The organism is Microcoleus sp. SVA1B4 (assembly GCF_036700545.1).
Taxonomy (GTDB): domain Bacteria; phylum Cyanobacteriota; class Cyanobacteriia; order Cyanobacteriales; family Microcoleaceae; genus Microcoleus.
This window is the reverse complement of the sequence record NZ_JAUBPB010000049.1, coordinates 1-14,769: the sequence shown is the minus strand read 5'-3', so window position 1 is coordinate 14,769 and position 14,769 is coordinate 1. Positions and strand designations below refer to the sequence as shown.

Sequence of the window (14,769 nt, the reverse complement as noted above, 5' to 3'; positions counted from 1 at the left end):
AGAGTCGATCGAGCATTCTCAACCAGAACCAGAACCGATTTTAGATTCACCAAAGTCGATCGAACTTTCTCAACCAGAATCAGAACCGATTTTAGATGCACCAAAGTCGATCGAACTTTCTCAACCAGAATCAGAACCGATTTTAGATGCACCAAAGTCGATCGAACTTTCTCAACCAGCACCAGAACCTATTTTAGATGCACCAAAGTCGATCGAGCTTTCTCAACCAGAATCAGAACCGATTTTAGATGCACCAAAGTCGATCGAGCTTTCTCAACCAGAATCAGAACCGATTGTAGATGCACCAAAGTCGATCGAACGTTCTCAACCAGAATCAGAACCGATTGTAGATGCACCAAAGTCGATCGAACGTTCTCAACCAGAATCCCAACCAGTTGTAAAAAATCGGCCAATTAAAAAAAAGCCACAACCGAGTAGCGATTCTCGGCCCGAACAGCCACCTGTTACCAAAAAGCGACCAATAGAAAGAAAAAAACAGGATAGCGACAGCAGTGAAACACCACCCGCAGGCGACTCAGAATGAACCAATTACCAATGCCCAATTACCCATTCCCAATTCCTAAATGTTAGTAATGATTAGTAATATTGTCGCAATTTACCGCAAAGAACTACAAAGCTATTTTGCATCGCCATTAGCCTATGCCATCGCAGCAGTCTTTTGGCTAATCACCGGCTACTTTTTAATAGCCATCCTCCTAGCCCCCGACGGGTTAATTCCCCAAATCGGCCAGCGAGACCAAATGGGAATTACCGAACCTCCCATCGACGTAGCCTACGAATTCCTGCAACTCTTCCTGCGAATCATGGGTTCCCTTTCCTTGTTCGTACTACCCGTACTCTCAATGGGACTTTACGCAGAAGAACGCAAACGTGGAACCTTAGAACTATTAGCCACATCGCCCTTAACAAACTGGGCCGTTGCTACCGGCAAACTCCTGGGAGTTTTAACATTTTATACCACAATGTTGCTGCCCCTGCTGTTCTGCGAGGCGATCGCCCTCAGTTCCTCAACCCCACCCGTACCCCCCGGAGTTCTTCTGCTAGGACACGGCGGCTTAATCTTACTAGCAGCAGGAGTATTGTCCCTCGGAATGTTTATTTCCTCCCTCACCGACAGCACAATTTTATCAGCCATCCTCACCTTCACTCTAGTATTATTTCTCTGGGTGATCGATGCAGTCGCCGTCAGTATCGGTGGCCCCTTCGGAACAGCATTAGGACATTTGTCGCTCCTAACAAATTACACCAATCTTGTCAAGGGAGTTTTCGATACCAGCAGTTTAATTATGTTTGCCAGTTACATCATTTTAGGAGTATTTCTGACCGCCCAATCCATCGATGCCTTGCGATATCAGCGTTCTTAAAAACACTAGACAAGGCCGAGACAGAGAAGGTTATTTTTGCCAAAGTAAAGAGAAGTAAAGAGCAAAGGGAAGGTTATTTTTCCCTGTTAATCATTCTACAAAATACCTCAAACAATGAGATTTATCAATCCCAAAATCGACTTTGCGTTCAAAAAAATATTCGGTTCCAGCGACAGCAAAGACATCCTGATTAATTTTTTAAACGCCATCCTTTATGAAGCCCAGCCGGTCATCGAAGACTTAGAAATAATCGACTCCCAACCAGAACCTCAAACTCTCGCAACCCAAGACACACACCTAGATGTCAAAGCCACAATTAACGGCGGCAGAATCGCCCTAGTTGAAATTCAACTAATCAACGTGCCTTCCTTTGGAAACAGAGTTTTGTACAACGCTGCCAAAAGCTACAGCCAGCAATTAACAGGAAAAGAACGCTACGAAAGACTAAAAACAGTAATTTCCTTGAAAATTGCCGACTTTGAAATGTTTGAAAATCAGCCCGAATTTATGTCACGGTTTGTTTTCCAAGAAAAAGAACAACAGTTTGAGTGTCCAGATACTGAAATAGAATTAGTATTTATCGAACTGCCAAAATTTAGCAAGGAATTAGCAGAATTAGAAACAACCGCAGATCAATGGATTTACTTTCTAGAAAATACCAGCACTCTGGAGACAGTACCAGAAACACTCAGTGCCGTTCCCGAAATTCAGAAAGCTTTTAGAATTGCCAGCGAGGAAAACTTCACTCAGGAAGAATTAAATGAATTGCAGAAGCAAGAACTGTGGATTCAAGACCAGCAGATTGCCATAGATGTAGCCAGAGAACAGGTGACAAAAGCTGCTCAAGTCTCGTTAATATTGCGTCAGCTAGTGAAGCGCTTAGGCACAATACAACCGGAAACTGAAAACAGCATCCGTCAATTAGGTATACAGGAATTAGAAGAACTAGGAGATGCCGTGATCGATTTCAACAAGCCATCCGATTTAACAGCATGGTTGCAGGCTAATGCGATATAGAATAACATCCTCCAACCATAATTTTGTCACTCAATATTTACATTATGAAAATTAGGAAAACAAATTGGAAATACGTTTTTTTGCTGGGCCCCCTCCTCATCGCAGCGGGGGTAACAGCAGCACTTGTATCTGGAGTATGGGAACCTCTGACAGTCGGTTTAGTGATTGCAGGAGCAGTGACGATCGCCCTTTGGCTGCTATATTTGAGTTACGAACAAAGCTTTTGGGGGCAGCGTTCCACTCAAGCCAGCACCAACGCCCTGATTGCCACCCTAGCCGTCTTTGTGATTCTCGGAGTAATTAACTTCATAGCCGTTCGCTATCCCGTCCGCATTGACTTAACAGAAAGCCAACAATTTACCCTTGCCCCGCAGACTCAACAAATACTGCGAAACCTGCAACAAACAGTCAAAGTTTGGGTATTTGACCCCATCCAAAATCCCCAAATCAAAGAATTGCTGCAAAACTACAAACGCGAGGGAGGCGAAAAGTTCCAATTCGAGTTTGTTGACCCGCAGGCCCAACCTGGAAAAGCGCGGGAATTTAGCATTACCAGCATCGGAGAAGTTTACCTGCAATCCGGCGACAAAAAACAAGTTCTGCAAAAAGGTGGGACTGCTTTTGGTAGCGACCCAAATCAAGGGCTTTCAGAGATAAAACTTACCAATGGCTTAGAAGAAATCCTGAGCACTCGCGTTGCTACAGTTTACTTTTTACAAGGCAAAGGAGCCCGCCCGATACAGGAAGGTCAAGGCGGAATTCAGCAAGCTGAAAAAGCTTTGAAAGATAAATACTACAACGCCCAAACGCTGAATTTGACCGAACGCAAAGAAGTGCCAGAAGATGCAGATGCTTTAATCGTTCCCGGGCAGGACAAACCGTTTTCCGATACAGAAATTAAAGCACTAAAAGCTTATCTCGATCGCGGTGGCAGTTTATTGTTAATGGTAGACCCGGCAATTGATACGGGATTGGGCAAATTGCTGGAAGAATGGGGCGTAAAACTAGACACCCGTTTGGCCATCGATGCTTCGGGCACTGGTCAAAGATTTGGCCTGGGCCCCACGGTTCCCACAGTCAGGCGCTACGGCGAACATCCGATTACTCAAAGTTTTGGCAACGGCATTTCATTTTATCCGTTTGCGCGTGCTTTGGAAACCTCGCCAGTAGAAGGGATAGAGGCAAAACCGCTGATTTGGACGAGTCAGGAAAGTTGGGCGGAAAGCGATTTAACGACTAAGAAATTGGAGTTCGATCAGAAGACCGATCGACAAGGCCCGCTATTATTAGGTGTAGCTTTAGTTCGATCGTCCACTGACACCACTCCCTCAAAGCCCTCACCTTCACCAACACCAACTTCCCCCTCGCCTTCACCCCAAGCATCGCCGACAGATTCCCCATCGCCGATAGATTCACCCTCACCCACAGATTCCCCATCGCCGACAGATTCACCCTCACCGATAGATTCACCCTCACCGACAATTTCCCCATCGCCGACAGATTCCCCATCGCCGACAGATTCCCCATCGCCGACAGATTCACCATCGCCGACAGATTCCCCATCGCCGACAGATTTCCCATCGCCGACAGATTCACCCTCACCGACAACTTCCCCATCGCCGACAGATTTACCATCACCGACAACTTCGCCAACAGCTTCCCCAATCAGCTATTCGGTGATTGTCTCGCAAGAAGCTACGCCTCCAGCATTACCGACGACTTCGCCAACACCCACAGCATCTCCCACAGCATCTCCCACAGCATCTCCCAGTCCAACCGCAACTCCTTCTGTGCCTTCAGCTTCTAGAAAAACATCGCGAATGGTAGTAATTGGCACATCTCAATTTGTGACTAACGGTTGGTTTGACCAACAACTCAATAGCGACGTGTTTCTCAATTCAGTCAGTTGGTTGAGTAAACCAGACCAGCAAAGCTTTTCTATCAGTCCGAAAAAAGCTACCAACCGTCGCATTAACATGACGGCTATCCAAGTAGGATTGCTGGTTTTAGCTTGGCTAATTTGGCCTTTACTCGGACTGGGAATTGGGGGCGCTATCTGGTGGAAGAGAAGATAAGTTAGTTGACAGTTGACAGTTGTCAGTTGACAGTTGTCAGTTGACAGTTGTCAGTTGACAGTTGTCAGTTGTTATTAATAACAGACTCCCCAATGCCCAATTCCCAATTCCCGATGCCCAATGCCCAATTCCCAATGCCCAATTCCCAGTTACTATGAAATTGCAGAAAAATACATTTGTATTGATAGCCGTCGCACTTAGCATGACTGGGTTGGTTGCTTTGTTCGAGATGCAAGTGGCTCCTAAACAGGAAGCTGCTAAGGAAGAAAAACAGAAAATTTTTGCTTTTAACTCCGATCGCGTACAATTCTTTACAGTCAAAACTCCCGAAAAAATATTGACTTTTGAGCGAGTTTATGCTACAAAAGGAGGCAAGTCTAGCTGGGAAATGAAATTGCCAGTGCAAGCACACGCAAGTCAGGCATCGGTGGATTTTTTGCTAGACAGGCTGGCAACAGGAAAGAGCGATCGCACGATTAATACTACTGCTGCTCAACTGCCCGAATTCGGTCTCGACCAACCCCAAGCTACAGTCACAGTAAAACTGGACAACCAGGAAACTCACCGCCTAGTTTTAGGCAAAACAGACTTTAGCGGCCGCTTCTTGTACGCTCAAGCCAATCCGCCGGAAGCGCCCCCTCAAAATTCCGCCCAAAATTTGCCCGTGCTGCTAGTGCCTTTTGACTTTAAAAATGCCGTCCAACGACCTTTGTCAGAGTGGAAAAAAGCAGAAGCACCCAAGACCGAGAAACCGCAAAAACCCTCTCCCACGCCAAGTCCTGAGAATAAATAGATGCCCAGTTGATCTGAGATGTTGCACCATTCTCAATAAGCCTTTTATGAACAGGCAAGATGCCTGTTCCACAAAGAGTGAATTGTCTTGTGGAACAGGCCGGAAAGCCTGTTGCTGACAATGGTGCCTGTTCCACAAAGAGTGAATTGTCTTGTGGAACAGGCCGGAAAGCCTGTTGCTGACAATGGTGCCTGTTCCACAAAGAGTGAATTGTCTTGTGGAACAGGCCGGAAAGCCTGTTGCTGACAATGGTGCGCTCTGGGATAGAATTTAAAGAACCAATCCCAAAACCTGTTACATCCAACATTCCTCACCTAAAATACAGAAAAGTCTAAACTTAAACTGTATTTAAGTGGCGTGCATTACCCCCAGGAAAGGGCGAATATGTTTCAGACAGCACTCAACCAAGGTACGACAGCAACGGATACAGCGCTTGACGTTGAACTCCGCAAGGTATTTAAGGTATTTAATGGCGAAACCGCAGTCCGTGGAGTTGACCTCAACATCCGCCAAGGAGAATTTTTTAGCATCCTCGGGCCCAGTGGCTGCGGCAAGACTACGACGCTGCGCTTAATCGCTGGGTTCGAGACTCCCTCGGCGGGCGAATTGATGATTCGCGGCCAGTCGATGACCAACACTCCAGCTTACCGCCGTCCGGTAAATACTGTGTTTCAAAGCTATGCTTTGTTCGGACACATGAATGTCTGGGACAATATCGCTTTTGGATTGCGGATCAAAAAGCTGGGGAAAGCAGAAATTGAAGAACGGGTACGGGAAGTTTTGCAATTGGTGAAAATGGAATCTTTCGCCAACAGGTTTCCCGGTCAAATGTCGGGCGGCCAGCAGCAGCGGGTGGCTTTGGCGAGAGCTCTGGTAAATCGACCGGCTGTTCTGCTGTTGGACGAACCCCTGGGTGCTCTGGATTTGAAGTTGCGGAAGCAGATGCAGTTGGAACTGTCGAATTTGCATCAAGAATTGGGTTTGACTTTTGTGATGGTGACTCACGACCAAGAAGAGGCGATGAGTCTGTCTGACCGGATTGCGGTGATGCACGAGGGCAGGATTGAGCAAATTGGCTCTCCTGAAGAAATTTATGAGTGTCCGCAGACGGCTTTTGTGGCGGATTTTATTGGCGATACGAATTTGTTTGCGGGTACGGTAGAATCGATCGACCGATCGACTATCACAGTTCGCACATCAGCCAATCTGAAAATAATCGTTCAGCAGTCGGATATGTGGAATGGTGTCACAGGCGACTCTGTTGTGGTCAGCGTTCGGCCGGAAAAAGTATATTTGAATCTCTACCAGCCGGAAGTGTCGGTCAACTGTTTTGAAGGGCGGCTCAAAAATACTATGTACATGGGGACGCACGTTCATTACGTCGTTGAGTTGCCGTCGGGCGATAAAATTACAGTGCGCCAGCCAAATACCGGCGGTTCTTTCCCAGATCCGCACACGCCGATTTACGCTTACTGGGGAACTACTGATTGTCTCGCTTTGACTGATCGGAATTAGTCAGTTGGCAGTTGGTAGTTGGCATTAGTCATTAGTCATTAGTCATTAGTCATTGGTGATTTGTTGGTGGTTCGTTCTCCTAACAAATAACATAGGACAATTCCCAATTCCCGATTAGCAATTCCCAATTACCAATTCCCCAATCCCCAATTCCCCAATCTAAAATCTAAAATCTAAAATCTAAAATCGAACTGTGCCTCCGACTAACTTACCAATTTCCAGGATTTTTCCGGCTAATTCTACACGCCGTCAGTTCCTAAAAAATTCGGCGGCGACAATTTCCGGTTTAGCTGTTTCGAGTTGTGGCTGGCGGCTTGCAGACGTACAATCTGCTCCTCCCGTCAAAGGTGATGCCGACCAACTTTTCATCTATACTTGGGCAGGCTATACCGATAACGCTTTGCTCGATCGCTTTGCCGAAAAAACAGGCATCCGCGTCATCGCAGATGTATTCGACTCCAATGAGTCGATGCTGGCGAGAGTTCAAGCCGGTGGCGCCCGCGCCTACAGCATCATTTACCCGTCTGACTACATGGTGATTCAGATGACGGAACTGGGGCTGTTGAGCCAATTAGACCACTCGATTTTGGGCGGACTCGATCGGCTCAAAAAACAGTTCCAAAACCCCGTCTATGACCCAGGAAACCGCTACAGCGTCCCTGTGAGTTGGGGAACCACAGGCTTAATTTACAACAGCGAACAGCTCAAAGAAGCTCCTGAAGATTGGGACTATTTGTGGAAGCACAAACAGGAGTTAGCAAGGCGAATGACGCTGGCAAATGATGTTCGAGAAGTGATGGGTGCTGCGCTGCGGATGTTGGGCTATTCTCTCAATTCTACGAACCCAGAGCAAGTGAAACAAGCTTATGAAAAGTTGGTTGAACTCAAACCGGCGATCGCATCTTTTACCACTGATGCTTGGCGGCCGCAAATGCTGACGGGGGATTTGAAGGTAGCTATGTGTTATTCTTCTGATGCTAATGAGGTAATTCCAGATAATGACAAATTGCGCTATGTTGTGCCAAAAAGCGGTTCTTCTCTGTGGACTGACACTTTAGTAATTCCTAAAGGTGCTCCCAATCCCGAAGCAGCTTATAAGTGGATTAACTTTATGCTGCAAGCGGATGTCGCTGCTTCTTTAGTAGAACGGCTCAGTTTCTCAACTCCTTCGGAAGATGCTTTTAGTTTGCTGACGCCGGAAGTCCGCGAAAATGAAATTCTTTTCCCTTCTGAGGCAACTTTGAAAAATTGCGAAGGTGTTGCTCCGGTAGGAAAATTTATAGACGTGTACGATCGCTATTGGACTCAATTAACCAGCGGCTAATCTTATTTTTGCCATAAATTTCATGTAGATTTCGATTTACCGTGGGGTGGGGGCGGGTTTATGAGATTGTTTATTTTAGGCGATTATTGTAGGTGAACCCGCCCCTACATTACATTTCGATTTACCGTGGGGTGGGGGCGGGTTTATGAGATTGTTTATTTTAGGCGATTATTGTAGGTGAAACCCGCCCCTACAAATCAAAACTCAAAACTCAAAACTATTTATTTATGGCTGTTTCCACTCAAGCTCCCCCTCCTCTTCCTCCCGGTTCTCCCTCGAAGGCTGAAACTGTTTCTCGCTGGTCGGCGTGGGCTGGGCCACTGGCATTGCTCGGCCCTTCTGGCTTGTTGCTGCTTTTATTATTAGTCATACCAACTTTGGTGATTTTTCAGCTTAGTTTGGTGCCGAATATTAAGCCGGGAGACTTGGTGAATCCTTCGGGAATCGGCAATTACCTGCGAGTGTTTGAGCCGCTGAATTTGCAGGTGATTGGTCGATCGCTTTTTTTCGCAACGGGGACTACTATTCTGTGTTTGCTGCTGGGATTTCCCGTCGCTTACTGGATCGCCCTCAATGTCTCGAAAAAGTGGCGGAATTTAACTTTGTTAGGCTTTGTGTTGCCGCTGTGGACTTCTTCGCTGTTGCGATCGTATGCTTGGATTACAATTCTGCGTCCTACGGGGGTTCTCAACTCGCTGCTGGCACTTGTAGGAATTCCTCCTCTGGAATTACTTAATCAAAGTTCCGCAGTTTTAATCGGCATGGCTTACAGTTATTTGCCTTATATAGTGACAATTCTTTACGCTTCTTTAGAAAAGTTAGACCGCAGGTTGCTAGAAGCATCTCAGGATTTGGGCGCCAATCCAGTGGAAACTTTCTGGAAAGTGACAGTACCTCAGACGATGCCGGGAATTGCTGCGGGTTCTTTGCTAGTATTTATTAGCTGTTTGGGCGATTTTGTCGATCCAGAGTTGCTCGGTGGAGCTTCGAGCATGACGGCGGCTCGTTTGATTTACAATCAGTTTTTGGGAGCGACTCAAAATTGGGGTCTGGGTTCGGCTCTGAGTATGGTATTAATCTTTGCAGTGAGTATCGGAATTGCCCTTTTGCTCAAATATGGCGATCGTAATGCAATTTAAAGAAGTCATTAGTCAGTAGTTATTAGTCATTAGTTATTGGTTACTGGTTATTGGTAGCTACTCACAAATAACAACTGACAACAACCGATTACCAATTACCAATTACCAATTAATTACCAATTACCGATTACCGAGAAATGGAAAATACCCCCGAAAATACACAGGAGGACATACAAGCCGATATGTACTTAAAACCTAAATTTAAGGTTTCTTGGCAGGTAATATTTGCCGTTGTGATGTTTTTTTATATGTACCTGCCCATCCTGGTACTCACCTTTTACAGCTTTAACAAATCGCGTTTTAGCGCCGGCTGGGAAGGATTTACCTTAGATTGGTACGTTAAATTATTTAGCGATACGCGGATTTTAATTGCCCTGAGAAACAGTTTAACAGTGGCTGTTTGTGCAGTGGCAATCTCGGCGGTACTCGGCACTTTGATGGCGGTTGGTTTAGCCCGCTACCGCTTTCCAGGCAAGAGTTTATATCAGGGAGTCTCCTACTTGCCGATTATTATTCCAGATATTGCTACCGCAGTTGCTACTCTGGTATTTTTAGCAGCGCTGGCGATTCCTCTGAGTTTGTGGACGATTGTCGCCGCTCACGTTGTGTTTTGTCTGGCTTACATCGCCCTAGCTGTTTCTACTAGATTGGCCGATTTAAACCCGTATTTAGAAGAGGCTGCCTTGGATTTGGGTGCAACGCCTGTTGAAGCTTTTATTAAAGTTTTGCTCCCTCAATTAATACCCGGAATTGTTTCGGGTTGTCTCCTGTCTTTTGTCCTCAGCATGGACGATTTTTTGATTGCTAGTTTTACCGCAGGTAGCGGGACTACAACTCTGCCGATGGAAATTTTTAGCCGAATTCGGACAGGAGTAAAACCGGATATTAATGCTTTGAGCGTGCTGTTGATAGTAGGTTCGGGAGGATTGGCGTTTTTAGCGGAATATTTGCGCGGCCGGGGCGAGCAAAAACGGACTCATTAGTCATAGGTTATTAGTCACCAAAAAACCCGGTTTCTTAAAGAAACCGGGTTTCTGAAGCGGTAAGGTGCGAAGTACGCAGCCTACATAGGTTCTGCGTCTAGGACAGAATTGCTGCTATTTTGCTGCTGGTAATTTCACTTTAGTAGCCAAACCTAGTGCTTCCAAAACTTGAATTGTCATCCAAGTGAAGTCAATCTCCCACCATTCCATCCCGTGACGCGCAGAGTATTGATAAGCATGGTGGTTGTTGTGCCAGCCTTCGCCGTAAGTCAGGACAGCCACCCACCAACAGTTAGTAGAACTATCCTTTGTTTCGTAAGTGCGGTAGCCAAATTTGTGAGTGGCGCTGTTAACAAACCAGGTGCAGTGATAAACGAAAACTAAGCGGACAAAAATTACCCAAACTACAAAGGGCCAGCCGGCTGCTAAGTAAAGCAACACGCCAAAGGCGATTTGAATTGGCAGAAAGTAATTTTGCAAAAACTGGTAAAAGGGGTCGCTCGAAATGTCTTTTGTGCAGCGGGGAATTTCAGCGTGAGCTGGACCTTTATATAGCATCCAGCCGAGGTGACTCCACCAAAAACCCTTTTGGGCATTGTGAGGGTCGAGCGCATTTTGGTCAGAGTGGGTGTGGTGCAATCGGTGCAGCCCAACCCAATCAATTATTCCTCCTTGACAGGCAAGGGCTCCGCAAAATGCTAGAAAGTATTCTACGAATTTTGGTGTCTGAAAACTGCGGTGGGTGAGCAGGCGATGCCATCCGAGAGTTATTCCCAAACCGCCGGTTATCCAGTGCATGAATACTGTTAAACCCACTGCTGTCCAATTGAAGTTACTGGGTAGCAGTGCGAACAAAGCGCCGATATGAAGTCCTGCTAAACTAATAACGTGCTTCCAATTGTATTGGAGTTTTTCTTGCGTTGCAATTGTCATTCTCTTTTTGATTTCTGATGAGATGCCGAGCTAGATTCACACATAATAGTTTGGATTGAGCAGTGAACTTTTTTGCTGCACACTTGCCCAAACTAATAAAGAATCAATGATAGATTTGGGATTAGGATTGAAAAAGATTTACGGTTGTATTTTGAAAATAAAAAATTTGGCTGCCAAACAAAATTTTTTGTTCCCAATTATATTATAACTGATTCTGGTTTTGGTTGGGTCGATCGCACCAGGGGATTCGATCTCTGTTCAACCCAACCTATACCGATCGCAAAAACAGGATTAGCCATTGGTCACCAGCCATTAGTCCAGAACTGATGAGCGACAACCAATGACTAATTGCCGATCGCTATTTTTCTGCTAATTTCACTTTGGTTGCCAAACCCAGCGATTGCAGCAATTGAATTGTCATCCAGGTGAAGTCGATTTCCCACCATTGGAGACCGTGGCGAGCCGAGTATTGAAAGGCGTGGTGGTTGTTGTGCCAGCCTTCGCCGTAGGTAAGGAGGGCAACCCACCAGCAGTTGGTCGAGCGATCGCCCGACTCGTAGGTGCGGTAGCCGAATTTGTGGGTAGCGCTGTTAACCAGCCAAGTGCAGTGGAACACCACCACGATCCGCAGAAACACGCCCCACACCACGAAAGACCAGCCGCCTAATAAATAAAGCAACACACCGAAGACAACTTGGATGGGGATAAAATATGCTTGGAGAAACTTGTATACTGGGTCGTCGCCGATGTCTTTAGTAAAGCGGGGGATTTCCACTCTGATCGGGAGATCCGATAGCATCCAGCCCATGTGGCTCCACCAGAAGCCTTGATTGGAATCGTGGGGATCTGTTTCGGTGTCGGAATGTATGTGGTGTAACCGGTGCATTCCTACCCAGTCGATCGGGCCACCTTCACAGGAAAGGGTACCGCAAATAACTAGAAAATACTCTAGCCATTTGGGTGTTTGAAAACTGCGGTGGGTGACGAGGCGGTGATATCCGAGAGTAATTCCTAAACCACCTGTTACCCAATGCAGGAAGACTGCTAGCCCGACCGCAGACCAGCTAAAATTACCCGGCAGCAAAGCAAATAAAGCACCGATGTGCAGAAAGGCCATAAAGCCTACGACAGGCCAATCAGGAGAAGTTTTTTTGGAAGTTGCAATCGTCATGAATATATTATGTTTACAAACTAGGGGCCGCATCTACGCCATAATGAACAGCGCGCACGCAAAGGGTGAGCGAGGTATAGATGAATAGCGTTTCACGGCTACAGGAAGCAGAACAGGCACTCTTTCAGATTTTTTCTGGTATTGACACTACAGTCAAGCAAAATCTTCAACGAGTCTTAAAAGCTTTTCGCAGCCACCGGGTTGGAGTCCACCATTTTGCAGGGGTTACGGGTTACGGCCACGATGATTTGGGTCGGGAGACTTTGGACGGGGTGTTTGCCGAAGTGGTAGGGGCCCAGGCTGCGGCTGTCCGGGTACAGTTTGTTTCGGGTACTCACGCGATCGCCTGTGCTCTTTTTGGCATCCTGCGTCCTGGTGACGAAATGTTGGCAGTGGCTGGTTCTCCCTACGATACTTTAGAAGAAGTGATCGGCTTGCGCGGGCAAGGTCAAGGTTCACTGCTTGAGTTTGGCATTAGTTACCGTGAGTTGCCTCTAACTCGCGAAGGAAGTTTGGATTGGCAGGCATTGAGCTCTACTATTTCAGCAAAGACTCGCCTGGTTTTTATCCAGCGCTCTTGCGGCTATTCTTGGCGGTCGAGTTTGTCTATTTCTGAGATTGAAAAAATCGTCGCCATAGTCAAACATCAGAATCCTAACACAATTTGCTTTGTTGATAATTGTTACGGGGAGTTTGTGGATGATTGCGAACCTACTGCTGTGGGTGCGGATCTGATGGCTGGTTCTTTAATCAAAAATCCGGGGGGTACGATCGTCCCTGCTGGAGGTTACGTCGCCGGCAGGGCGGATTTGGTGGAGGCGGCAACTTGTCGCTTGACGGCACCGGGAATCGGCAGCAGCGGCGGCGCAACTTTTGATTTGAATCGGTTGCTGTTTCAGGGTTTGTTTATGGCTCCCGGTTGTGTGGGCGAGGCGATGAAGGGCAATCATTTGACGGCTTATGTTTTTTATAAGTTGGGTTATCGAGTGAATCCTATGCCTTTGGCTAGAAGACGAGATGTGATTCAGGCGATCGAATTCGGTTCTGCTGATAAGTTAATTGCTTTTTGTCGGGCTGTTCAGCAAAATTCCCCCGTCGGTTCCTATTTAGATCCGGTGCCGGCTCCGATGCACGGGTATGAAAGTCAGTTAGTGATGGCTGGGGGTACTTTTATTGATGGGAGTACGTCGGAGTTTTCGGCTGACGGGCCTCTGCGGGAGCCTTACGTGGCTTTTTGTCAGGGGGGGACTCATTGGACTCATGTATCGATCGCCCTGGAGGATGCGATCGAGGCTGTGGGCCCCGCTAAGGAATGAGAATTAAATAACTTACAATGCGTGATGGTTCTTGTGGGATGGGCGTCCCGCCCGTCCAGAAAGGGCGGGCTATAAGAGCCCAACCCCTACTCCCCACTTTCAAGAGTGTAAATTATTTAATTCGCAATCCTAAGTAAGTTGGAGGGGCGGTACGGTATGGGGGATACCTGGGTTTGCATGGTGATTTTTGGGGATTTTTTGAGCGCAGATGCAGGCAGATTGACGCTGATGAACGCAGATTAGAATATCTCTCCGGGCTCGGCTGCTGGGAGTTTGCTCGCCGGCGCGATCGCGCCGGAACCTGTACTCAGCATCAGAGTTAAAATTAATATCGCTGTATTTGCGAGTTTACTCAGCTTTTTTGAGTGCTTGAATATCACCTTGCATAATCAAACTGACATTGCGCGAAATCTTGTCTATTTCCCACTCCCACCACCTAATTTCTAATAGTTGTGCTACTTCAGCATCGCTAAAACGCTGTTTGATTGGATGGGCGGGATTTCCACCTGCAATGGTGTAAGGGGGAATGTCTTTTACTACAACGGATTTGGCGGCAATGACTGCACCGTCGCCGATTTTTACTCCGGGCATAATCAGGGATTCATAGCCGATCCAAACATCATTGCCAATGACGGTATCGCCTTTACTTGGCAGTTCCATTAATAAATTCATGGCTGTTTGCCAACCATTTCCAAAAACCGGAAAAGGATAAGTTGAAATTCCGTCGAGTTTGTGATTTGCACCGTTCATTATGAATTTGACGTTGGTGGCGATCGCACAAAATTTACCAATAATTAATCGGTCGTTTCCGTAGTTATAAAGTACATTTTTTTCAAAATTTTCTGGATCTATTGGATCGTCGTAATATGAGTAATCGCCGACGATAATGTTGGGGGATTTAATAAAGTTTTTGATGAAGCATACGCGCCGCTGATCGGCCATCGGATAAGGTCGGTTTGGATCGGGTCCAATTTCTGTCATAAGTTTCAATCCTTATTTGTTAAGCTACTGGATTAATGTAGTGTTAATTCGAGTCAGGTTTGCTTCTAAGGAATGAGAATTAAATAACTTCCACAAGTTTGTGGGATGGGCGTCCCGCCCGTCCAAAAAGGACGGGC

The 14,769-nt window shown here is 46.6% G+C and carries 12 protein-coding genes; 9 read left to right on the top strand and 3 right to left on the bottom strand.

Annotation, left to right across the window (positions count from 1 at the left end; translation table 11 throughout):
* Nucleotides 1-584 precede the first annotated feature (584 nt).
* The 8 genes from QT987_RS20440 (at nucleotide 585) to QT987_RS20405 (ending at nucleotide 10,231) form a co-directional block, all read left to right on the top strand.
* Entirely contained in the window at nucleotides 585-1,385 is an 801-nt protein-coding gene (locus tag QT987_RS20440; RefSeq protein WP_333052732.1) for an ABC transporter permease, read from the top strand.
* Nucleotides 1,386-1,499: 114 nt separating this feature from the next.
* The gene (locus tag QT987_RS20435) at nucleotides 1,500-2,402 is read left to right on the top strand and encodes an Rpn family recombination-promoting nuclease/putative transposase (RefSeq protein ID WP_333243575.1); all 903 of its coding nucleotides are present in this window, start codon (nucleotides 1,500-1,502) and stop codon (nucleotides 2,400-2,402) included.
* 44 nt (nucleotides 2,403-2,446) lie between these two features.
* Nucleotides 2,447-4,477: a Gldg family protein gene (locus QT987_RS20430; RefSeq protein WP_333243572.1), complete on the top strand. Its 2,031-nt coding sequence runs from the start codon at nucleotides 2,447-2,449 to the stop codon at nucleotides 4,475-4,477.
* Nucleotides 4,478-4,631: 154 nt separating this feature from the next.
* The gene (locus QT987_RS20425; RefSeq protein ID WP_333243568.1) at nucleotides 4,632-5,270 is read left to right on the top strand and encodes a DUF4340 domain-containing protein; all 639 of its coding nucleotides are present in this window, start codon (nucleotides 4,632-4,634) and stop codon (nucleotides 5,268-5,270) included.
* Nucleotides 5,271-5,654: 384 nt separating this feature from the next.
* Complete coding sequence (locus tag QT987_RS20420; RefSeq protein WP_333243565.1) at nucleotides 5,655-6,785, top strand: ABC transporter ATP-binding protein; 1,131 nt, start codon at nucleotides 5,655-5,657, stop codon at nucleotides 6,783-6,785.
* A 193-nt stretch (nucleotides 6,786-6,978) separates the two neighbouring features.
* Nucleotides 6,979-8,109 (top strand): spermidine/putrescine ABC transporter substrate-binding protein, encoded by a 1,131-nt coding sequence (locus QT987_RS20415; protein ID WP_333243563.1) that lies wholly within the window; start codon nucleotides 6,979-6,981, stop codon nucleotides 8,107-8,109.
* A 227-nt stretch (nucleotides 8,110-8,336) separates the two neighbouring features.
* Nucleotides 8,337-9,248, top strand: a complete 912-nt coding sequence (locus QT987_RS20410; protein ID WP_333052726.1) for an ABC transporter permease — start codon at nucleotides 8,337-8,339, stop codon at nucleotides 9,246-9,248.
* A 137-nt stretch (nucleotides 9,249-9,385) separates the two neighbouring features.
* On the top strand, nucleotides 9,386-10,231 hold the full coding sequence (locus QT987_RS20405) for an ABC transporter permease (protein WP_333052725.1): 846 nt from the start codon (nucleotides 9,386-9,388) through the stop codon (nucleotides 10,229-10,231).
* Between the two features lie 114 nt (nucleotides 10,232-10,345).
* Here the strand turns inward: QT987_RS20405 and QT987_RS20400 are convergent, their stop codons facing one another.
* Nucleotides 10,346-11,164 carry a fatty acid desaturase gene (locus QT987_RS20400; RefSeq protein ID WP_333052724.1) on the bottom strand — a complete coding sequence of 273 codons (819 nt, stop codon included), beginning with the start codon at nucleotides 11,162-11,164 and terminating at the stop codon, nucleotides 10,346-10,348.
* Between the two features lie 358 nt (nucleotides 11,165-11,522).
* A complete protein-coding gene (locus tag QT987_RS20395) occupies nucleotides 11,523-12,335 on the bottom strand; it encodes an acyl-CoA desaturase (RefSeq protein WP_333052723.1) in 813 nt (270 codons plus the stop codon).
* A gap of 80 nt (nucleotides 12,336-12,415) precedes the next feature.
* On the opposite strand from QT987_RS20395, the gene QT987_RS20390 reads away from it, so the two are divergent.
* Nucleotides 12,416-13,651: a methionine gamma-lyase family protein gene (locus tag QT987_RS20390; RefSeq protein WP_333243560.1), complete on the top strand. Its 1,236-nt coding sequence runs from the start codon at nucleotides 12,416-12,418 to the stop codon at nucleotides 13,649-13,651.
* 348 nt (nucleotides 13,652-13,999) lie between these two features.
* Here QT987_RS20390 and QT987_RS20385 read toward each other — a convergent pair whose 3' ends face one another.
* Nucleotides 14,000-14,632 carry a Vat family streptogramin A O-acetyltransferase gene (locus QT987_RS20385; protein WP_333243557.1) on the bottom strand — a complete coding sequence of 211 codons (633 nt, stop codon included), beginning with the start codon at nucleotides 14,630-14,632 and terminating at the stop codon, nucleotides 14,000-14,002.
* Nucleotides 14,633-14,769: the final 137 nt, after the last annotated feature.